Below are 20,019 nucleotides of genomic sequence, written 5' to 3'. Positions count from 1 at the left end.
TCCATTCATTGATTAACTTTTTTCAAGCAACCGCAACTTGGTGCCGCGTTGCACGACTAAATTGATCTTGCGGGTCACATCGATCTCGATCACCGGGAACAGGTTCTCCGCATAATCGATGTAATAATTTGCCAAGCGCTCCATGGCGTACCCGGTTCCCCGTAAGGCCCCTCCCTCTATCGAATCCTGGCTAAAGGAGCGTTGAAACGGGGTTGTGGCCACGCCAGCGGGTCCGGCCAACGCCAGCACCTGGGTTTGCGTTCGACCAAACATATCCGAGAATCCGCGCAGAAAGCCGGCCAACAGTGCATTGCGCAGTAAAGCGCCTTGTTTGCTGACGAAGCGTCCGCGAATACCAACCTTGCCGTCTTCGCCCACCGCATACGCATCCAAGGGAACTTCGATAACACCGCCATCCTGGCGTACACAGGAAATGGATTCCGCCCGAATGTAGGCGCGTTCCGAACTCAAGTCGCCGAATCCGGAGCTGACCACAAAACATTCTTTGACGTCAGCCGTATACCGATTCGGCAGGATGGCGTCGGCTTTTAAGCGCACTAACACCGGAAATGGGTTTTTCTGTGCACTACTCCCGGTTGGAGCGTCCATACCGTTCAACAGGTTGCCCGATAAAATACTGCCTGCCGGGATGAGGACGCTTTCTTGTTCGGCTTTTTTGGTCTCCGCGACTTCGACCTTTTTCTTGGTTTCAGGATCGGTGCTGGCAGCTTGCTTGATCACTCGGATTTGCAGAGCATTTCGCTCCGAGTCCCGCGCCGGGTTCGATGCAATCGGATCAACAGGCATCGCCGCCGGGTCTTGATAGGCCCGCGGATTAAACAAATTGTCGGCGTTGGTGACTCGCTCCTTGGCTTGGTGAGACTTTGCGCCGGCATCGGGAGGCAACACTGTCTGAGCCCCCGAAGGTTCCGCTTTGTTTTCGGTTTTCAAGCGATCGATTTCCGCTTTCAGCGCTTCGATTTGTGTTTGAGCGGTTTGACCAGTTTGATCGGCCAATTGTTTGATCCGTTGCTGATCTGACGCTTGATATTGATTATTTTGGGCGACTACGCCGTCTAGCAGCGAGCGTATTGCATGTTGATCCTCCTGGAGTTTGCGAATTTGTGCCCCAAGACCGTCGATTCCTAAAGACCTGGGATCTGCATCGGTGAAAATATGCCGAGCAACGTCCTTTTTCGAGGCATTTTGTACCGGCGGCGGGGCGTCGCCCAACATCAAACTGATTGCCACCATCAGCGTCGCAACAATCGTAGTGACGACAATTACTCGTTGATAAGAAGGATTGAGCGCGTCCCATTTTTCAAGTAGCGTGTTCTTCATAATCCGCCCTTATCGCAAGACCGACGGTCTGATCTGTTCTTCGGCTAGGCCTCGTTGCTTCACTATCACAAACAACTCGGTCGATTGTCCGGGTTCCAGCCACACATCCGGCCAGGCCGCCACCGCCACAATGTCGCTAAGCCCGGTTCCCTGACCAATACAAGAACGCTCGTCGAGTTCGATGCGCTGAGGGGTGGTATTGACCGTTTTTGCAATTAAGATCGTCGTATTGCGTCCATCAAAGGCTTGGCCGACGGTAGTTTGAATGCCCTGCTGGTCGCAATAAACGGTTTCGTTCGCCGATACCGGGCGGCCACTGAATCCATTGGGACTTTGCATTAACGCCAGTTCTCTCAGGGTGGCTTTCAGTTGCGCGACATGCTCTTGTTGAACCGTATCGTCGACGTTACCGCTTTTTTTGGCTGCCGGTTGCGTCTGAGTCAGGCGAGAATATTCGACGCCGGCGAGTTCAAGCCGAATCTCACGGGGCGGAATCAGTTTCGGCGCCAGCGTCAGCGATATGGCAAGCGATTCGTTCTCGCCCGGCGTTATGTATAGAGTGACCGGATCTTCGCTATTGCTGGCGACATAGACCACATTGCCCTCCACTTGCGTTTCGGCGCGACTGACCGTTCTGACGCGAGGACTGGGAAACGGCGTCACAATTCGATTCAGATGGTTTTGCGCCACCGTGATAATCTCATTGATCCCGGCCGAGACTTTGATGGTTTGCGGGGCGATGCCGCCGGCGGGCGCCGTTTCCGCGGATTGAACGGTTTTCAATACATCGGCTGGAACCGCTAACAAGTCTAACGACTGAGGTTCGGCGACGGCACAGCAAGCTACCCCAAACAGGCCAATCATTAACGCGCATTTACGGATTTGCATGTGTGGACGCCTCCATTTGCTTTTGCATTTCTAAAAACTCTTTGGTTTTCGGTTCCCCTTGATAGACGTTGAGGTCGCTCACCACCGGGTTGTAGTTAACAATCGCGATTTGAAACTCGTAGGTGCGAAAGGATGATTCGGGTTTATCGTTTGGACCTTTGGTTATGAGCTGGCCAGTCACGAACACTTTGTTGGTTTCTTGTTCGAAATACACTTGATTCGGCGTAAAAGAAGTCGATATTTTGTCAATCTTCAACGCACTGATCTGATCGTTCATTGCATTGATGATTTCGCGATGGATCTCCGATGACAGTAATGGGGATATCGCGTTGCCTACGAAATCCAGTGTGTTGGGGGTTACATTGCCAAGTAATTGCGCTAGAAATAGACCCCACGCTTCCTTGGTTTGGGCAGACGCCTCCTGCCGGGAAATCTCGACCTTCTCAGTCAGATTGGGTGGGATCATGATCACTGTCCGTTCCGTTCGTAACGCGGCGAACGCTGTGATGACGTTGGTTGCGAGCAAACCGATCAATAAAATTCTGTGCAGGCGGTTTTCCGCTTGGACAAAACCCCACGACTGTAAAAATACACTCAGCTTCATTGGTAGTACTTCCTGATATAGGGGTTAGGGACCGATATCGCGTTGGTTGGGAGTAAACCGACCCAATAAGCTGCGTGTACCAAAAAGCCGTTCGGCCGGTTATCGGTGAATCGGCGGATGAACTTGATCACGAAGTACGATGCGATCAAGCAATACAACAGATGATCGATGAAGATGCCAAGCAACATCATGGCCACCACAATGACCAAGTCGTGGGCGGTCCAAATCAACAGAATAGGTGGATCATCGATAAAGCGGGGGATCTTGGTAGGTTCCATGCTAGCCTCCTGTGTTGGTGGCTATTGTGCACAAAACGCAAATTAAAACCCGCTGGCTAAATGCTTTTAAAATGCACTTTGCCAGCGGGTTTGAGGATCAGGCTTGTGATAAACAGGTTTTTTGTTTGAAGAGGTCGCCCATGATTTTAAGCACTCCCTCCACCTGTAAGGTCATACCATCTTTATTTTGCCAAAGTCAACGGCACCAGAGACAATAATGCTAGAGTAGCGGAAATTTGGACGGGGAAAATTGGCAATGGCGGAATGGGGTCGAAAAGATGCCGAGATGGCAATTGCTTTGAAACGCGCCGAGTTAAATCGCGCGTTGAGCTATAAAGTCAATTATGACGCCGAGGGACATAACATCTGCCTAGCGCTAATACGTTTCAAAGACAATACCATATATGTGCTTACAGCATATTCTAATGACAGCGCAATGCCAGAATCGATCAGGCTCGGATTGAACTTGATACCGAATTTGTATGCTTTCATGCCGAAAACAGAGTTTTTTGGCTGCGATGGAATGGCGCAGTTCCATACCGAACCGAAGCTGCTCAATTATCTCTTTGCAACTCCCGGCATCCGCCAGAATGCATTTAGCGGTAATCTCCCTATAAACACTTTCTATAAATCGGTTCTCGAAAGTCAGCGCGAACGAGCTATTTGGCATTCGCAACACGTAAAGCGCCCTGACGACCTCGCTTCTGTCACCTTAGTAACGGAGATCAATTGTTGTTCGACTTGCACGGAATACTCAATCAACCGATTTCGGAATCGATTTCCCAACATTCCACTTCTTGTTATTGAACTTGGTAAGGAAGTGGGTAAAAAGCTACCGGTCCAATTCGAGAAAATATCGATCTCAATCACGCCAAAATGATTCGGAGTGTTAATTCCGATATCTTTGGAAAAAATGGCTTTTTGCATTCTAGGCTAGGAATTTCGCTAAAGGGAACCTCCGGGTAATGGAATTCAATGACGGCTTTCGACCGATCAATCTGAATAGCTGGCAGTCACAAGGCGACCCTAAGGCGACAGTCGCTCTGGCTTTGCCAATGTCCGCAAGTTGATATAAGCCGATTCTGGATTTGCTGAAGTAAGCTGGCTTCAAAGATAATAAAATCCAGCTTTAAAACCGATAATTCTGGAGTTTGAAAACAATTTGTGTGCAACGAAGCCTGATTATGTCAATGCACCTGCTTTGGCTCGCATAGCCTTACGCAGTCTGCGTCCATAATTTTGTGCGAAACGGATTAATTTTTTTAAATGGAGAAGGAAATGTGGATCAAAATATTTATGGTAACCAGCTTAATACTAAGTTTTAATATTTTACCAGCTCAGGCAGCATTAATAGCCGGAACTTCCAGTGGAATAAATGTCGTTTATGACGTCGATACAAATATTACATGGACAAGTGATGCGAACCTATTGAATACAATGCAGACTAACCGAGGCTACGACTTTGTTGTTAATGAAATAATCGCAAAAAGTCCTGTTGTCAACTCCTTGCCAAATCAGTTTGACTCGCCGCCTTTGAGTGGTAGCCATACCGTTTCTTTTGGTGATTTTGCGCCCGGTGGCTATGTAAGTTGGTTTGGTGCTCAAGCTTTTGTGAATTATCTGAATACTGTCAACTATGCTGGTTCGAGTCAGTGGATTTTACCTATTACTATCTCAAGTGACGGCACATACCAATTTAGAAACGATTATTATCAAACCGACAGTTATTTGGGACATTTATATTACGACGAATTGCATTTGAGTGCAGGTGCTGTTTTTGGTACAGGTGGCATTTTTGGCAATGGAATTCTGAGTGCGGGTCAGCAGAGAGATATTGATCCGTTTGTAAATGTGCAAGCGAAAGCATATTGGTCTACGGAGACAACTTGGTCTGATGTTTCTTGGTATCTAAATACAGTTGATGGTGGTCAGCGTGACACATATAAAAACATTTCAGAACTCTATGTGTGGGCAGTAAGTCCTGGTAATCTTCTGGTGACAGTGCCATTGCCTAGCTCAATATGGTTGTTTGGATTTGGGATAATTGGTTTGTATCGCCTGAAACATCATAGTAATATTTTTTAATTATCAAACTAGGCGCAATAAATGTCATTTAAGTCTTGGCAAAGCTTTAGGCAATTTAGAGAAAAAATATACTCTAAAACTAGATTTGTTTACGATGATGAAACCATGAGCTTTATTGATGAGATTATTGATACAAGCAAATATAGGATTGCAAAGCTTTTAGAAGGTAAAATCTTATGGCGTGCTCAAATTGGAGCTGAAAATGAAGCAAGAGTTATTTACGACGATGATGACAATCCAATCAGCATAGAGTCGGAACCATATCTACCAGTACGCATGTATCCTCGCTCAAACTTAGCGACGGAAGGAAGAGTTAATCCTAAGGGTATTCCATATTTGTACCTCGCAACTGATCGGGAAACAGCTATGAGTGAATGTCGCCCAAATATAGGAACAAAAATCTCAGTCGGTAAGTTTAAGATAATCCGATCATTAAATATTGTTGATTGCTCGATGAATCACGCTTCTGAAGACCAGATTTTTTACAATATAGATACAGGCTGGTATGAGCCAGACGAAGCTGAACGTGAAAAAGCAGTGTGGACGGATATAGATAAAGCGTTTTCTATTCCAGTAAACCCAAACGAAGACAAAGCTCAGTACGCACCGACACAAGTAATCGCTGAAGTATTTAAAAGCTGTGGTTATGATGGAATAGCATATAAAAGTAGACTTGGCAAGGGTTGTAATATTGCGCTATTTAATGCACAGGATACTGAGCTATTGAAACGCTATGTATTTGAGGTTAAGGATTTAAATTTTGAATTTGAAGAAGTACGATCAATTAATTTAGGTTAAATCTGGAAGGGTCATCAAGTCCTTATATACCGATAAACAACTCACGCAGCATCGTTTACGAGTATTAAAAGTGTTACGTCTGCTTCGGGCAAGACATTCATTGTTGGCATTTCGGTTCCGTCTGATAGCTATGTAATGTTATGGTTCTTAACACAACTTTATCGAATCTGAGCTTGCCCCATAAAACACAAGATTATTCCTAACAATTAGGCATTCTAATTTTCTATCGACATTCTGTGCCGCCATTTTTTTTACTTCGACATTTTAAACCTTTTCCACAGTCTAAATTGGTTTTGCACCTTGTCTCATTTTCCGATTTTTCTTTAAACCGAACAAGTCCAGAGTCATAATCGAAACTGAAGTTACCCAATTCTTCCAACGCGCTTTGCCCTAGAAGCAATGGAGCATCAATTGAACTTGAAATGCTACAAGGAATATTTTTCAAAGTTCGAGTTCCGATTTTCAAAGTGCGAATTACAAACCTATTGCTTTGTGTGACAGAACCATCAGCTAATTTATATTTTTGACCTGGAAGCCAATCATTTTTAGAAACAGTTTTTGTTTTTATAAGTGTCAATACAACATCAGGGGACATTGATACATCGGCAGCTCCGCTATCAATAATGAAGCTCATAGTTAGGACTTCGTTTATTAACACAGGAATTGTATAAACACCACCTGATTTAGCTATAGCAACTTCATTGTATTCATCTGTTTTTTTATCTGAAATTGGTTCTTTATCGCTAACAACTGTTTCAGCTCCAGCAGGAATTATTGGGGTTGTTTCTTGATTTTTTTTTGCCGATAAAATTGAGCTTACGCGCACCCGAATATCTTGGGGAAATGATAAACCATCACAGTTATTAATTATGCCGTTACACGGGGTTCTTGATTCTGCGGCTAATTTGTAATAGATGAGGGCAATATCTGGCATTCCGAGGCCTTCTGCTGAACGGCCTAGATAAAAATAGGCTTGATCTGAGTTATGTCCCACTTTGGTTACTAATAGTGCTAATTCTTTCCACTTTGCAGAATCATATAAACTTTTTTCTGTACTCCGATTTCTCCCCCACAAACCGGCACAGCTTAAGTTACAGTCTAACCTAATTTCACCTCTAGCAAATGTTTCAAAATAAGATGTTTCCATCTCTGGAGTTAATTTTTTTAGTGATGAACATCCAGTATTAAATAAAATTAAAACTAGTAGAATTATTTTAATCCTTCTCATGTCTTTTATGATTTTGGTTGTACTAACGGGTGAGGTGGTTGCTAGTCAAGAATTAAACCCATTTTATATGGTTTTAATTAATTATGAGAGTGTTTAAAGTCTGTGGATGAGGTAATGTATCGTTCAAGATAAGTGCGGTTCGTAAACTCACCACGCCCTACGCCTGCTTTGGGATGGACATTTGTCGTTGGCGCTTTTGTTGCGTCTGTCGCCTTTTGGCCGGTTGGTTGAGGTCGCCAGCGGCTGCTTTGCAGTCCGCCAGTTTCCAAAATCTGGATTTCCCAGACTGGCCGCAATGTAGAATATCAACCGGCAGAAATGGGGTCGAAATGTCACCGTCAGCCAAACAAAATGGATGTCAGCTTTCTAATTAATTCACAATCAACCGAACTCACCCAGGTAATCCTTCTTGCCGATTTCCAACCCATTGTGCCGCAGAATGGCGTAAGTAGTAGTCACGTGAAAATATACATTGGGTAGCACGAAGTGTGTCACGTAGGTTAAGCCGGTAAAGGTCAATGTACGGTCATGCAAGGGCAGCAAAATCGTCGTGGCTTCCGATCCATCGATTTGTTCAGCGGTAAACGAGTTGATATGCGCCAATGTTTTATCAACTCGCTCGATCAACTCGGCAAACGAGTTTTCAACATCGTCGAACTTCGGAGGCTCCTGTCCGGCTAAACGGGAAACAGCACCCTTGGAAACGTCACTAGCAATTTGCACCTGACGCTTCAACGGGTACATGTCGGGATATAGGCGTGCGTTGACCAATACCGACGGATCAAACCTTTTGGTCTCTGCGAAATCAGTCGCTTTTTCCAGAATGGATCGTAATTGCGTCAGACTGCGGACGAGGGGCGGAACCGAAATGGCAAACATGGATAAAGACATCTGATAACTCCTGCACGGGTGAATCAGTCGTGTGGGTAGTGTAAGCCGCTTTATCAAAACGCGCGATCAATATTGTCGATTCGAATTCGGTTGCCGTAGGGTTAAACTACAGCGCATTAATATATCGAGATTCGACATGGTCGAGCAAAAGCCCGTTCGTAAGAAACACACCAACAGTACCAGTCAACCATGCTTGTACACGCTGCATATCGAGCTTAGGCCTAATGAAATTCGCCCACCGATCTGGCGAAGGTTGGAAGTCGATGGCCGTATCAGTTTGGCGAAGTTACACCACTTTATTCAGGCCGCCTTTGGCTGGAGCGACTATCACCTGCATCAGTTTAAAATTCGAGACAAGATTTATGCCCTGCCGGACCCAGGCGATGAGCTCGATATGCTGGACGAGCGCAAAGCCTATTTGAATCGCTTGCTGGCTACCGGTGACACTATGCTCTATCGCTACGATTTGGGTGATAACTGGGAACACCTGGTGACCGTCGAGGAGATTCGCAACGACTTAGACAACGATCCCAAAGGCGGCGCCTGGGTATTGGATGGCGCACGCTCTGGTCCTCCGGAAGATGTCGGCGGCCCGGAGGGTTATGCCGATTTTCTGGAAGTCCTGCAGGAGGAACCGAATTCTGAAGAAGCCGCCCATTTGCTCGAATGGGCAGACGGCGATTTCGACCCTGAGAGATTTGACCGGCGATTGGCCAACGCAGCGATCATGCGTATCTTGTTTAACCGTTGGGGCGGCAAATAATGCTGGTTTTACGCTGTACCAAAAAGCTGCAAACTGCACTCAAGCTGAAAAAAACCGACCTGGTCGATGCGAGTGTCGAAACCTCTAATTTCTGCTCGTGGCACCTCAATCTAATCGAGATCGACGGTCGCCCCTGTCTGTTGGTAGCCAACGACCAAACGCTTTTCAATTTCTTGATTGCCGATGTACCCCAGCTTGACGCTACCCAACTGATCCAACTGTTTAAATCCTATCTGCATTGCGTATTGGCCGCGGAAGGTTTCGAGCAGACCTTTATTCAAAATCTGATGACCGACTTTGCCGAAGTCAGGTTTGCCAACACCAACAGCAGACGAGTGCTGGGCTCGTTAAACGAGCTGGCTTTTTTCTACCTGTGCCACCTGGAAGATGAAGGCATTCACAGCCCCCGTTTGCCGGAAATTATCAAAAAAATGAATCGCGTCGTTATGGGCATGATTTCCTCCAGCGCCATCAACGAAGTTCATGATTTGTTCGGCCTAGAGCGTCCGCAACATCAGTGGTGAATCAGTCCGAGCCGCGACCTCTTAGCCGCTTTGAACGTCGCGCGGGTATACAGTTCGATCAAACACCTTATAGCGGGGAGTTGGCAATACAGTATCACCCATTCAGGTTAAATTGATTTGCTAGCGGCAATTCACCGTAGCTAAATCCCGCCAATTCGTCGTATAGCGCTGTGAAATCCTCTCCGCCTTAGGCTTCCAGGTCTGGTCGATTTTGGTACTGGCAATAGCAATGCCTTTGGGAAACCGGCGATTGATTTGATCTACGGCTTGCATCAGCTGAGGGCTTTCCTGGGTTTGGTTGTTGCCGAATAAATCAAATTGTTCCGGCGCGGTTTGCGGTTGAATCTGGCTGAGCTGTACCCCGCATTTTTGATAGCTATAGCCGGGGCGATAAATTTCCTTGAGCAGTTGTTGGACGATACCGGTAATGATGCGGCTGTCCTGGCTGGGGAATTGGAGTTTTTGACTGGCGGCACGCTGGTATTGCGGTTCGTGTTCGGAGAAAGGATTTGTGCGGATAAAGACGGTGACGCAGCCAGTCACCGAGTGTTGCTGGCGGAGTTTTTCGGTGGCACGGCAAGCAAATTCGGCCATCGCCGGACTGAGTTCTTGCAGCGTGGTCAGTTTGCGGCTGAAACTGCGCGAGCAAACGATTTGCTGCTTGTCGGAGGCAATTTCTTCCAGGTCCAGACAGGCAATGCCATTCAGCTCCATGATAGTTCGTGCCATGACGATGCTGAATTGCTGCTGCATTTTCTGCGGCGATTGTCGGGCTAAATCCCAAACCGTGCTTATGCCCAGCTGATCAAGCTGCTTGGATAGCCGGCGACCAATGCCCCACACTTCATCGACCGGCACGATCTTCATCAGTTTTTCCCGTCTGAGCGGATCGGACAGATTCAGTATCCCGCGGGTTTGCGGCCATTTTTTGGCGGCAAAGTTGGCGAGTTTGGCCAAGGTCTTAGTCGGACCCAGGCCGACGCAGACTGGAATCCCGACCTGACGCTGCACGGCTTGTTTAATCTGATTGGCATAAGCGATCGGGTCTCGGCGACAAGGATACAGATCGGTGAAATCGAGAAAGGCTTCGTCGATGGAATAGACTTCCACTGTCGGCGCGAAGGTTTCCAGAATCGACATCACCCGTGCCGACATATCGGCATACAGCGTGTAATTGGACGAGAATAGCTGGATCTGATGTTGATCCACCAACTGCCGCACCTGAAACAGCGGCACGCCCATTTTGATGCCCAGCGCTTTGACTTCATTGCTGCGGGCGACAATGCAGCCGTCATTGTTGCTGAGTACGGCCACCGGCTTACCGATCAGGTCTGGCCGAAACACCCGTTCACAGCTGACGTAAAAATTGTTGCAATCGACCAGGCCGATCAGCTTGGCTGACTGGGTAACGATCTCCGTCACACGGCATGAATGACGTTGGTGACCACACCCCAAACCACCAGTTCCAGCTCGTCGTGGAGTGGGAAATCGGGATAGGCCGGATTTTCAGCACGGAGTTTCCATTGCTCGTCTTCCAATACCAAGCGTTTAACCGTCAGCTCGCCATTCAACGCGCAGATCACGATTTTGCCTGAAACCGGCTCTATCGAGCGATCCACCACCAGAATGTCGTTGGGATGGATGCCGGCCCCCAACATTGAATCGCCTTGAGCACGGACAAAAAAAGTGGCTGCCGGTTTTTGCACCAGCAGTTCGTTCAGATCAAGGGTTTTGTCGACATAATCCGCTGCCGGCGACGGAAAGCCCGCCGAGACTTTGCTGGCGAATAATGGCAAGCGGCATGCAGACAGTGGCCACTTGGGCGTCAAGATGGCAGGGTGGTCCAGATTCAATCCAGCAAACGCACGATGCTTCAACTTGAACTGTAACGGCAGATTCGACATCATCGCTCCATGGCAACTTCTAGGGCTGCATAGTCTACCGTCGAAAATGCATTTGTTCTACATTTGTTCTTTATTAGGGTGCCAGCCATGTGCGGTCGCTACAGCCTGACCACTGACGGGGCAACGCTGGCCGAGCATTTCCAGGTGTTGAGGCCGATTCGATTCCAGCCCAGCTACAACATCGCGCCGAGCCGGAAGATTTTGAACATCGTCGAACTCGATGATGGCTCACGCAAGGCGGTGAATCTGTTCTGGGGATTGGTGCCGTCCTGGGCGAAAGACAGTAAAAACAGTTCGCACTTGATCAATGCCCGCCTGGAAACCCTACGGGAAAAGCCCTCGTTTCGCAGTGCGTTTAAACATCGACGCTGCTTGATACCCGCAGACGGGTTTTACGAATGGGAACGCCGTAACGGCAAACAAGCTTTCCACATCCACCGCGATGATCGCCAGCCCTTCGCCTTTGCCGGACTTTGGGAACAGTGGCAGGCCGAAACCGAAACCCTGTATTCCTGCACCATCATCACCACCGCTGCCAACGCATTGATGCAACCGATTCATGAGCGGATGCCGATAATCATTGCGCCTGAGCATTATCACGACTGGCTCAACAAAGCTGCGGATGCGGCTGATGCCTATCGGTTGCTCAATGACCCCGCCTACTCCAACATGGTTGCGACACCGATTGGCGATTGGGTCAATAATCCACGGCATGATGATGGGCGTTGTATTGCCCCGATTTAGGCTAACGCGCAATCTTGGCGTCAATCACAGTTGGCACTGTGGATCTTTTCCAGTGTGGCCTTTGCAGAGGGTGATGAAAAGCTTTGGCCTGAAGACAAACCAAAATACTTTTGTCTCGATCCTTCCTTGGAGACCAAAAACGAAAATTTAGCTAAAGCGCATCCTGAGGATGAGCGATTGGTGAAACTTTTAGCCTTGCGTTCTGTTTTATCTAATCTGGTATTAAAAAACATCGTTCCGATGAATACTGCCATCGATATTTTCGATGCTGAAAGACACCGCAAGTCCGACCTCTACAACTTCCTTCCGCAGGTGAGGAACGTTCTTTAGCCATCCTACCTAAGGGCTCAAATTGGCCGAACTTGCTCTGACAGAAACGAACGAGCAAAACCGACCCATTTTTGCCTGTCGTGTTTCTCCAGAGCCGCCAGTCGGCCAAATCCAGATTTTTGAAACGGGAGTCTACAAAGCAGTCTTTGACGACCGCATCCAACGGCAGTCATACTCAGTTAGCTCCCGGACGATCATAAGATGACATAAACCGGTCAATCGAGAACTGTTAATTGGCTTTATTAAAAGGGAGGCAAAATCCAATCCGAAAATGACTACCGAAAGGATTGGTATCAAAAAACCGTATTGGTCTTCAACCAATCCTTGAAGTTGGTTATACGGCGCCCCAATGAAATGCTGGGAATTTCCAAGAAATAGTATCCAATCACCGAAAGCCCCAGAATCACTATCACAGACATCAGATAACCGCCCAACCATAATGCCAAATGGCCAACCAGTATTGGCTCCAACCAATGCAAGATTCGCGGAGTAACACATAGCAAGATCAGCATGTGAATCAAATAGGCGCTGTATGACACCCTGCCAATCTGCCTAAGGATGGGATGTGTTAGAACTGCTTGCGTGTTTTCGGAGCTTGACGCAAATAAAAGGATCAACGCAGCCCCAAACCCTGAGCTTGCCCAGACAATGCTTTCCCTGATGTCCAAATGTTGGAATAGCCCACCTGATGTATAAAAAACGATCGCTATCAGTAAAACCAACCAGCGTCGCCAGCGTTTCATGCCCAAATAGCCTGTAAGCGCGGTATAGTGTTTAGCAATCATTAGACCAATCAGAAAATGCCACAGAAAGGGCGATACGCCCAGCAAGGTTACTGCTAATCCAGAGAAAAACAGTAACCATACAATACCCCGCTCGGCTAAAAGCAAGCCCAATGGCAGCAGCAAGGATAACACTAACTCAATAGTCAAAGTCCAAGCCTGAGGCAACAAGATGATGTTATCCGGCATTTTTAACAACATCGCTTCGCTAATCATTTGTTGTGGGGTCAATGGATTGGCCCTCCACATCTCGGTTAACCATGCGTTCGCGGGCAGTATTATCGAATCAAACGGAATATCGCTCGCTTTGAGATAGAGCAACCCGCTAAGCGCCAACACCGCCAAGTAAGGCGGCCAAAGTCGAGAAAGGCGCGCCAAGATGTAATTCAGCAAATTGAAATGCGTCAAATCGGGGTGAAGGCCTGAACGAAAGTATTTCAAAGACAACACCATGCCGCTCAACACAAAAAACATCGATACCGCTGCGCCACCATCCCACCAAAAGTTGAAGGGAGGCGTGTCTAAAATTTGCTGACAACGTTGTGCCTGGCACGGCAGACCATACGCAATCACGTAATGTTCACTGATGACGGCCATTGCGGCCAATCCGCGCATGCTGTCTAAATAAGCGACATGATGTTTGTGAGTCACGGCAATCAGCTCTGAGATCCAAAATCTAAATTTTGCGCCGGTCCAACGGGTGGTTGTTAAACACTTTGCGGGCATGCTGCCAATGTTCAACCACGGCCTCTATCCGATTGGTGTTATTAGGCGCCAGCTGAGTAAAGCACTCACTGCTGCGCACGAACGACGACAGAAAATCCGCCATGATGCGCTGTTGAGTGGCGTATTGCGCAATGGCATCGTGCTTGACGCCAATTTCCCGTTTGGTTAAGCCGAGACAAACCCTTTTGTGTCCCCGCAGCGGCAAGTTTTCCGGCAGATGCATCGGCTCGTTAGTCCAGTCTTGAGCGATTCCCCAGTCCGAACCTTTGGGCCAATGCGGCCAATGCACCAAATAAGCCAACAATTTGGGATGGATTCGCACGGTGGGTGATTGTTCCAACCATTCATGTACGGCCAATAAAGCAAACATCCCCAAGCCGGCATGATCGGAGTCGTCTTCCATTACATCCGGAAAACTGATGATCGTCGGTTGAGTTTCTTTCAATATTGCGACCAGTTCATTCAGCAAGTCCTTACCATCTTGGGCATAACCCCAGTCTGTACTGTCGCGATAGGGTACGTGATCAAAGCCAGTAAAATTCGAGCGAAAAGGGCTAGTGCGTCGCCAGTGCGAAACCAATGAGTCGTAAAGGGCACCGTCAGAAAAACCCAGTAGATCCAGGTGAAGGAAACCTTTGCCCAAAATTTGCGCCGCCCGACGCGACTCCTCCAAGCGCTTTTCGCCAAACGCCAGATAATCCCCCGGCGACAACTTCTTTTTGCCGGTGTCCATTTTCACCGCATCGACGTAAGCATCGCCTGAGGTAACAACCGCGACTCGAATCGAACCGCCATTGGCAAATACCCGCTGAATCAATCCGGCCGAGCTCAACGCCTCGTCGTCTGGATGCGGGGCGAGCACTAACAAGCGCTCGCCCCGGCCGACTTCCAATGGCTGCTCCTGTGCCCATGCCCGGGACATTGAGAGCAACATGCAAAACCAAATAACAAAACTAAATTGCATAGCCGATTTTTAGTGAAAGTTAAGAAATCCTAGACTGAAAAAGCCTGGGTGACTCCGTCTTATCGATACGCTTGCAACTCAACAGGAATAAACCGGTTTTCATAGATATTTTGTCCTTACTGCAAACCAACTGGATAATAAATCGGTTATTCGAAGTCGCAAAGAAACAGGTCTTCGATCAGCATTTTTTCTTCTCGAGTCAGCACCAGTTTTGGATGTTTGCTTTGAGCGTAAGTATGTTCGATCGTCTGTTGCTGACGCCGGTCAAATTCGCGCCTATCGTGATCTCGCCTATCCGTCTGCCGGCGATCCGATGCTGACCAAGCCAGATAATGCATTTTGGGGACATCTAAAAATTGATTTTTCAAAGAATCATTTCAAGTAATTCCAATGACTTACATCTGCGGAAAAGTCGGAAATTTGAATTTTTAGAGGTTCCCTTTTGATATTTTCCTGCCATTCAAGCGATCCAAACGGACAAGTGGTTATCCTCCAGTCCGCAACACGACGACTTTGTCCACTACGACGCGTGGAAATGCGTAAATCATTGATATGCATAACTTCTGATCCCCATTTGAATGAAAGAATGCAAACAATCATCTCCAGCCACGATGCCACCCAAAACGGGGATGGAACCAGCCCCAACCATTCTGCGGATGGTATTGCCAGGCATAACCCGGCCCCGGTAATGGATAGTTCGGCCCGATGTAAGTCACTCCAGCGGGAACTGGCGCCACTTGCACGACAGGAGGTGGCGCCACGACGCAGCCCGATAAAATAAAAGCCGAAAAAAACATGGCGATCGGTGATTTCATGATCGGAACTCCCTAGAGTTGATTTTGTGGCATCTAATAAACCAATGCGACATTCAATCTATGAATGATTTTTTAAATTCTTTGATTGGAATGATTTGGATTCGATCGGTCTTTATTTCCTGGTCAGCCCGGAATGCACCTCGGTCTGGTATAGATCTTTTAATTCATACTTCAAATCCGCGAAGGTATCCTTCATTGTTTGCCAGGCCGCCGCTGATTTCTCTGAAAATAATACCTTACGAATCGAATCAATTTCTTTATAAAGCGCTTTGTAGTTATCCTTGTCGCCGTAACCCAACAGCTGAGCCAGTTCCAATTGGTTTTTCGCGGCATCGGTGAATTGTTCTATCTGTTCCCGGTTCATTTCTTTTGTTAAATCATCCCTGTGTTCCAGTTGGGCGGCAACGGTCAATAACTCCTCGGCCCGCAGCAGTGGCAACGGAATCACCTCGGTCGAAACTACCAAAGTATCCAGCGCCTGATTGAGATCAGCCGCGGCCTGATCGATTTTTCCGGATTCGATCAACGGTAAAACCTGTTTAACCTCGGCGGCAAAGCTATCCAGTGGAATGCTGAGGGTATCAACGCGAATTTCGCTCGCCATAACCGCCATGAATCGTCTGGCATCTTGCAGCCGGTTTTGTTTAAGCAAGTTTTCCACTCTATTGATGGTCTGTTTGATTTCCGCGCTGGAACCATCGAAATCCAGCACCTTGACGTCAACACGAACCGGCAACAAAGCCAGGTCTGGATTTTTGGTTTTGATCGCTTCGAGTTTGCTGCTGACCGCCCGCAAAATAGAACTGGCGTTTTCCGGGGTTTGATTATTCAAAGCAATGATGGCCTTTTCTATGTAAGTCTTTATTTCTAAGGCTTCAGGCGCGATCGGCGGCGTTTTTTCCTGGATGGTTTTATGCTTGATAGCGGTCGACAATCTATCGACCGGTGACGCTGTTGCTCCAGGCTTGATGCTGGCGTCAGCGTTAACGGTACTCATGCAGACTGTCAGCACCAACATTACAACCGGGATTTTGTTGAAAATTTTATTCATGACCGTTCTCCAAAGGTTTGGCGGTTTGAGTGTTCATCGCACGATCCTCAAGTATTGCCTGATCCGTTTCCATATCCTGAATATGAATTGCACCATGCTGCCAACCGCCGCCCAGAGCCAAAAACAACGCCACGGTATCCTGCAGGCGTTGCCCCAAACTTTGCAGATAGGCAATCCTGGCTTGTTGGTATTGGCTATTCACGGTAAGCACTTGCAGATAATTGACCAAACCGGCCTGGTAATTGGCGTCGATCAGGCGCATCAAGGCTTCGGCGTTGCTGACCGCTTCAGCTTGCGCGACCTGTGTTTCAGCGTCGTGTTGCAAGGCATTCAAGACATCTGCCACTTGCGCGAAGGCAGTAATGATGGTCTGCTTGTAGTTGGCCAGCGCCCCCTGATAGGCCTCGATGGCGGCCTTGCGGTTGAACCACAGCGTGCCGCCGTGGAACAAGGGTTGTGCAAAGTTGGCGGCCATCGCCCACATGTTGCCGTTGCTGATAAATAATTCCGCCAGCGAATGATTATTGTAGCCATAGGAACCGCTGAGACTGATGGTCGGAAACAACGACGCCGTCGCAACGCCGATTTTGGCACTGTCGCTGTGTAGTTGCGCTTCGGCGGACAAAATGTCCGGACGTTGCCGTACCAGTTCCGAAGGCAAACTAAGTGGAATGTCGGCAGGCAACGTCAAGTCTTCCAGTTTGATATCCGGTGCGTTCCAATTGCCTGGCGGCACACCGGAAAGACTGGCTTGCAAATGCTCAGTTTGACTGCGCTTTTGCTTTAGCGGCGCCAAACTCGCTTCAACGCTGGCCAATTGGGTACGTAGACTCAACAGATTCAGATAGGGGCTGATGCCAGCGCTGACTTGGGCTTCGGCGACGGCGATTTGCTTGTGCAACAACTCGATGAGTTGTTGGGTGGCTTCGATTTCGGCCTGATAAGCAGCGCTGGCAATCACCGTGTTGACGATATTGCCGGTCAGGCTCAGATAGGTCGCCAGCGCGGTATAGCGTTGTAACTCCTTCTGCGCCTCCAGACTTTCCACACTGCGGCGCTCGCCGCCAAATACGTCCAGCGTATAACTGACCGTCGAGGAAATGGTGAACAGGTTGAAGATAGTTCCCGGCTGTGAGCCGCCAAATCGTGCCGACGAAAACTTTTGCCGACTGGGAGAAAAGCTGGCGTCCAGTTGCGGATAGAAGATGCCGTGTCCGGCCTGCAACGTTGCCTGACTTTGGCGTAAATTGGCTTCCGCGGCCTGCAAACTGAGATTATTGGCAATCGCCGCTTCGACAATGCCGTCGAGTTTCGCAGACTTGAACAATTGCCACCAATCGCCGGCTAACCCGCTACCCAGCTCAAATCGTTGCGCCACGCCGCCGGCGGCAATCGTGCTCGCCGGATTCTCACCGGCCAGATAACCGGCAACGTCAGGCGGCTGCGGCCGTTCGAAATCCGGCCCCAACATGCAACCGCCAATTAGCAACAACAGGGGCAAGCCGTAGCGAGCCTTCATTTTTCCCCCACATAGACATCGACCAGTTGCCCCGGGTAAACCGCCATGTCAGGGCTTTTGTCGAAGCGGAAGATCACCGGCAACACCCTCACATCGACCCGTTCACTGCGCTGGTCCGACAACTGGACTTTCGGCGAAACGTAGGGCTGAATCCGGACGAACTCCAGCGGAATGCTGGTATTGGTGCCGCGAATGAACATTTTCGCGGTCATGCGTTCCGGGCTGGGCAATTTGGGAATCAAAATTTCGTCGATATAGCAACGGACCGCCAGCTGATTTTGCGTCGCACCCATGATCAATACCGGATTATTCGAGTCCTGGGTGTAAGCCCCGTAAATCCCTTGCGGCGAGACGTAACTGCCGACCGCTGCCTTGATCGATAGCACCACGCCGTCGGTGGGAGCTTTGATGGTGTATTTGGCCAGCAAGGCATTGGCGGCCAGATAGGATTGATACAGGGTTTGGTGTTGCTGGTCCTGATTTTCAATGTCGTACATCCAGGCGCCGGCCTTGGTCAGTTCGTACTGGTTGCGCGCCACGTCGAAGTTGGCTTGCGCCACCTTGGCGGCGTTGATGGCGTTATCAAGTACATCGCGGCTGACCGATTGCGGGTTCAAATCGAAAGACTTTTGCTGTTTTTCCATTTGCACCCTGGCGCTGTTCAAACCAGCCTCGGCGGCCTGCATTTGCGCCTTGGTCACGGCCAGAACTTCCTTGCGCGGTTGGGCCTTGAGTTCTTCCAGCACCACGAGGGCGGCGTCGGCCTGCGCCTTGAGTTGTTCGGTGGTGGCTTTTTGCACGGCATCGTTCAAGATCAGCAAGGGATCGCCTTTGTTCACGGATTGCCCTTCGCTGACCAGAATCTGGCTAACGACGCCGTTAACCTCGGGATAGAGGCTGACGTTTTCGCCGTTGAGTTGAAAACTTTCGACGATACCGTTGGCGTAAATGCCCTTGGCATAAGGATTTGGCGCCGGATTGAACACCGGCGGCGGCGTTTTCTTCTCGCTGCCATACCAATAAGCGCTGGCCAGGCCTACCGAAACGCCGATGGCAGAGAGGATAAAGATTATTTTATTGTTCATCTGAGAGCCCCATTGGCATCAATGGCAGTAACCCGGCCGTCTTCCATTTGCATGATGCGATCCGCGTACTCGAAAATCCGGTTGTCGTGCGTCACCACTAAAATACAGCGTTGGTCGCTGACGATCTGACTCTTGATAAAAGCCATGATTTTTCGGCCGGAATCGCCATCCAGCGATGCGGTCGGTTCGTCGAAGATCAGAAGATCCGGCTGGCTGACCATGGCGCGAGCGATAGCGACCCGTTGTTGCTCGCCACCACTGAGTTTGAACGGCGGTAGATCGGCGCGCGATTTGAGGCCGACGACCTCCAGATAAGCCATTGCTTCGGCGATGGCTTGATCCCAATCCCACCGTTTCAGAATCAACGGAATGGCAACGTTTTCCACGGTGGTCAGGCGTGGAAACAGGTGATAATCCTGAAATACGAAACCGATGCGATTCAGGCGAAAGTCCGCCAAGTGGTCTTTTTCCAGATTCCAGATCTCGGTGTTGTCGATCGAGACGCTACCGCTATCGGGTTTCAGAATGCCGGAAATCATGCTCAACAAAGTGGTTTTGCCGCTTCCCGACGGGCCAACCAGAAAAAAAATCTCGCCAAAACAGGTATCAAAATCGACGCCCCGGACTGCATACGTTTTGGCATCGCCCTCGCCGAAGGTTTTCACCAATTGTCGGGCGCTAATCGCGATCCTCGACATC

Annotated in this window: 23 protein-coding genes; 7 read left to right on the top strand and 16 right to left on the bottom strand. The window is 48.8% G+C overall.

Annotation, left to right across the window (positions count from 1 at the left end):
* Window positions 1-12: 12 nt before the first annotated feature.
* The 4 genes from C2U68_RS07835 to traL are packed head-to-tail and all read right to left on the bottom strand — an operon-like array spanning window position 13 to window position 3,111.
* Entirely contained in the window at window positions 13-1,341 is a 1,329-nt protein-coding gene (locus tag C2U68_RS07835; RefSeq protein ID WP_064023757.1) for a TraB/VirB10 family protein, read from the bottom strand.
* A gap of 9 nt (window positions 1,342-1,350) precedes the next feature.
* Window positions 1,351-2,229, bottom strand: coding sequence for a type-F conjugative transfer system secretin TraK (locus tag C2U68_RS07830; RefSeq protein ID WP_082881135.1), 879 nt, complete (start codon window positions 2,227-2,229; stop codon window positions 1,351-1,353).
* Window positions 2,216-2,833, bottom strand: a complete 618-nt coding sequence (locus C2U68_RS07825) for a TraE/TraK family type IV conjugative transfer system protein (protein WP_054759565.1) — start codon at window positions 2,831-2,833, stop codon at window positions 2,216-2,218. The genes C2U68_RS07830 and C2U68_RS07825 overlap by 14 nt, the downstream gene beginning before the upstream one ends.
* Window positions 2,830-3,111: a type IV conjugative transfer system protein TraL gene (gene traL, locus C2U68_RS07820; RefSeq protein ID WP_054759564.1), complete on the bottom strand. Its 282-nt coding sequence runs from the start codon at window positions 3,109-3,111 to the stop codon at window positions 2,830-2,832. The genes C2U68_RS07825 and traL overlap by 4 nt, the downstream gene beginning before the upstream one ends.
* A gap of 256 nt (window positions 3,112-3,367) precedes the next feature.
* Here traL and C2U68_RS07815 point away from each other — a divergent pair, with 256 nt between their 5' ends.
* The 3 genes from C2U68_RS07815 (at window position 3,368) to C2U68_RS07805 (ending at window position 5,994) form a co-directional block, all read left to right on the top strand.
* Window positions 3,368-3,991: a hypothetical protein gene (locus tag C2U68_RS07815; protein WP_140911919.1), complete on the top strand. Its 624-nt coding sequence runs from the start codon at window positions 3,368-3,370 to the stop codon at window positions 3,989-3,991.
* A 398-nt stretch (window positions 3,992-4,389) separates the two neighbouring features.
* Window positions 4,390-5,196, top strand: coding sequence for a hypothetical protein (locus C2U68_RS07810; RefSeq protein ID WP_186289539.1), 807 nt, complete (start codon window positions 4,390-4,392; stop codon window positions 5,194-5,196).
* A 21-nt stretch (window positions 5,197-5,217) separates the two neighbouring features.
* Complete coding sequence (locus C2U68_RS07805) at window positions 5,218-5,994, top strand: RES family NAD+ phosphorylase (protein ID WP_140911917.1); 777 nt, start codon at window positions 5,218-5,220, stop codon at window positions 5,992-5,994.
* Window positions 5,995-6,217: 223 nt separating this feature from the next.
* On the opposite strand, the gene C2U68_RS07800 is transcribed toward C2U68_RS07805, so the two are convergent.
* Entirely contained in the window at window positions 6,218-7,222 is a 1,005-nt protein-coding gene (locus C2U68_RS07800; RefSeq protein ID WP_140911916.1) for a retropepsin-like aspartic protease, read from the bottom strand.
* A 381-nt stretch (window positions 7,223-7,603) separates the two neighbouring features.
* Window positions 7,604-8,113, bottom strand: coding sequence for a DUF1993 family protein (locus tag C2U68_RS07795; protein WP_064023765.1), 510 nt, complete (start codon window positions 8,111-8,113; stop codon window positions 7,604-7,606).
* Window positions 8,114-8,249: 136 nt separating this feature from the next.
* Between C2U68_RS07795 and C2U68_RS07790 the strand changes: the two genes are divergently transcribed.
* Complete coding sequence (locus C2U68_RS07790; protein WP_064023766.1) at window positions 8,250-8,876, top strand: plasmid pRiA4b ORF-3 family protein; 627 nt, start codon at window positions 8,250-8,252, stop codon at window positions 8,874-8,876.
* Window positions 8,876-9,400, top strand: a complete 525-nt coding sequence (locus C2U68_RS07785; protein ID WP_064023767.1) for a DUF6933 domain-containing protein — start codon at window positions 8,876-8,878, stop codon at window positions 9,398-9,400. Before C2U68_RS07790 ends, C2U68_RS07785 begins: the two co-directional genes overlap by 1 nt.
* Before the next feature lie 120 nt (window positions 9,401-9,520).
* Here C2U68_RS07785 and C2U68_RS07780 read toward each other — a convergent pair whose 3' ends face one another.
* Together C2U68_RS07780 and C2U68_RS07775 are read right to left on the bottom strand one after the other, a co-directional pair.
* On the bottom strand, window positions 9,521-10,822 hold the full coding sequence (locus tag C2U68_RS07780) for a Y-family DNA polymerase (RefSeq protein ID WP_140911915.1): 1,302 nt from the start codon (window positions 10,820-10,822) through the stop codon (window positions 9,521-9,523).
* On the bottom strand, window positions 10,819-11,253 hold the full coding sequence (locus C2U68_RS07775) for a LexA family transcriptional regulator (RefSeq protein WP_260839267.1): 435 nt from the start codon (window positions 11,251-11,253) through the stop codon (window positions 10,819-10,821). Before C2U68_RS07775 ends, C2U68_RS07780 begins: the two co-directional genes overlap by 4 nt.
* 138 nt (window positions 11,254-11,391) lie before the next feature.
* Between C2U68_RS07775 and C2U68_RS07770 the strand changes: the two genes are divergently transcribed.
* Entirely contained in the window at window positions 11,392-12,048 is a 657-nt protein-coding gene (locus C2U68_RS07770; RefSeq protein WP_140911914.1) for an SOS response-associated peptidase, read from the top strand.
* A 30-nt stretch (window positions 12,049-12,078) separates the two neighbouring features.
* Window positions 12,079-12,378 (top strand): hypothetical protein, encoded by a 300-nt coding sequence (locus C2U68_RS07765; protein ID WP_140911913.1) that lies wholly within the window; start codon window positions 12,079-12,081, stop codon window positions 12,376-12,378.
* 293 nt (window positions 12,379-12,671) lie between these two features.
* On the opposite strand, the gene C2U68_RS07760 is transcribed toward C2U68_RS07765, so the two are convergent.
* The 8 genes from C2U68_RS07760 to C2U68_RS07725 all read right to left on the bottom strand — a co-directional run bounded on the left by C2U68_RS07760 (window position 12,672) and on the right by C2U68_RS07725 (window position 20,018).
* Complete coding sequence (locus C2U68_RS07760) at window positions 12,672-13,811, bottom strand: acyltransferase (RefSeq protein ID WP_186289538.1); 1,140 nt, start codon at window positions 13,809-13,811, stop codon at window positions 12,672-12,674.
* A gap of 25 nt (window positions 13,812-13,836) precedes the next feature.
* Window positions 13,837-14,778 carry a PIG-L deacetylase family protein gene (locus tag C2U68_RS07755; RefSeq protein ID WP_186289537.1) on the bottom strand — a complete coding sequence of 314 codons (942 nt, stop codon included), beginning with the start codon at window positions 14,776-14,778 and terminating at the stop codon, window positions 13,837-13,839.
* Between the two features lie 218 nt (window positions 14,779-14,996).
* Complete coding sequence (locus C2U68_RS07750) at window positions 14,997-15,218, bottom strand: hypothetical protein (RefSeq protein ID WP_140911910.1); 222 nt, start codon at window positions 15,216-15,218, stop codon at window positions 14,997-14,999.
* Window positions 15,219-15,446: 228 nt separating this feature from the next.
* A complete protein-coding gene (locus tag C2U68_RS07745; RefSeq protein WP_140911909.1) occupies window positions 15,447-15,665 on the bottom strand; it encodes a hypothetical protein in 219 nt (72 codons plus the stop codon).
* Window positions 15,666-15,777: 112 nt separating this feature from the next.
* Complete coding sequence (locus tag C2U68_RS07740; RefSeq protein ID WP_140911908.1) at window positions 15,778-16,716, bottom strand: YfdX family protein; 939 nt, start codon at window positions 16,714-16,716, stop codon at window positions 15,778-15,780.
* The gene (locus tag C2U68_RS07735; RefSeq protein WP_140911907.1) at window positions 16,709-18,235 is read right to left on the bottom strand and encodes an efflux transporter outer membrane subunit; all 1,527 of its coding nucleotides are present in this window, start codon (window positions 18,233-18,235) and stop codon (window positions 16,709-16,711) included. Before C2U68_RS07735 ends, C2U68_RS07740 begins: the two co-directional genes overlap by 8 nt.
* Entirely contained in the window at window positions 18,232-19,320 is a 1,089-nt protein-coding gene (locus C2U68_RS07730; protein WP_140911906.1) for an HlyD family secretion protein, read from the bottom strand. The genes C2U68_RS07735 and C2U68_RS07730 overlap by 4 nt, the downstream gene beginning before the upstream one ends.
* Window positions 19,317-20,018, bottom strand: a complete 702-nt coding sequence (locus tag C2U68_RS07725; RefSeq protein WP_140911905.1) for an ABC transporter ATP-binding protein — start codon at window positions 20,016-20,018, stop codon at window positions 19,317-19,319. Before C2U68_RS07725 ends, C2U68_RS07730 begins: the two co-directional genes overlap by 4 nt.
* Between the last annotated feature and the right edge of the window lies 1 nt (window position 20,019).

The sequence above is a fragment of the Methylomonas koyamae genome (assembly GCF_006483455.1).
GTDB classification, from domain to species: Bacteria; Pseudomonadota; Gammaproteobacteria; order Methylococcales; family Methylomonadaceae; genus Methylomonas; species Methylomonas koyamae_B.
This window is presented reverse-complemented; position numbering and strand designations above follow the sequence as displayed.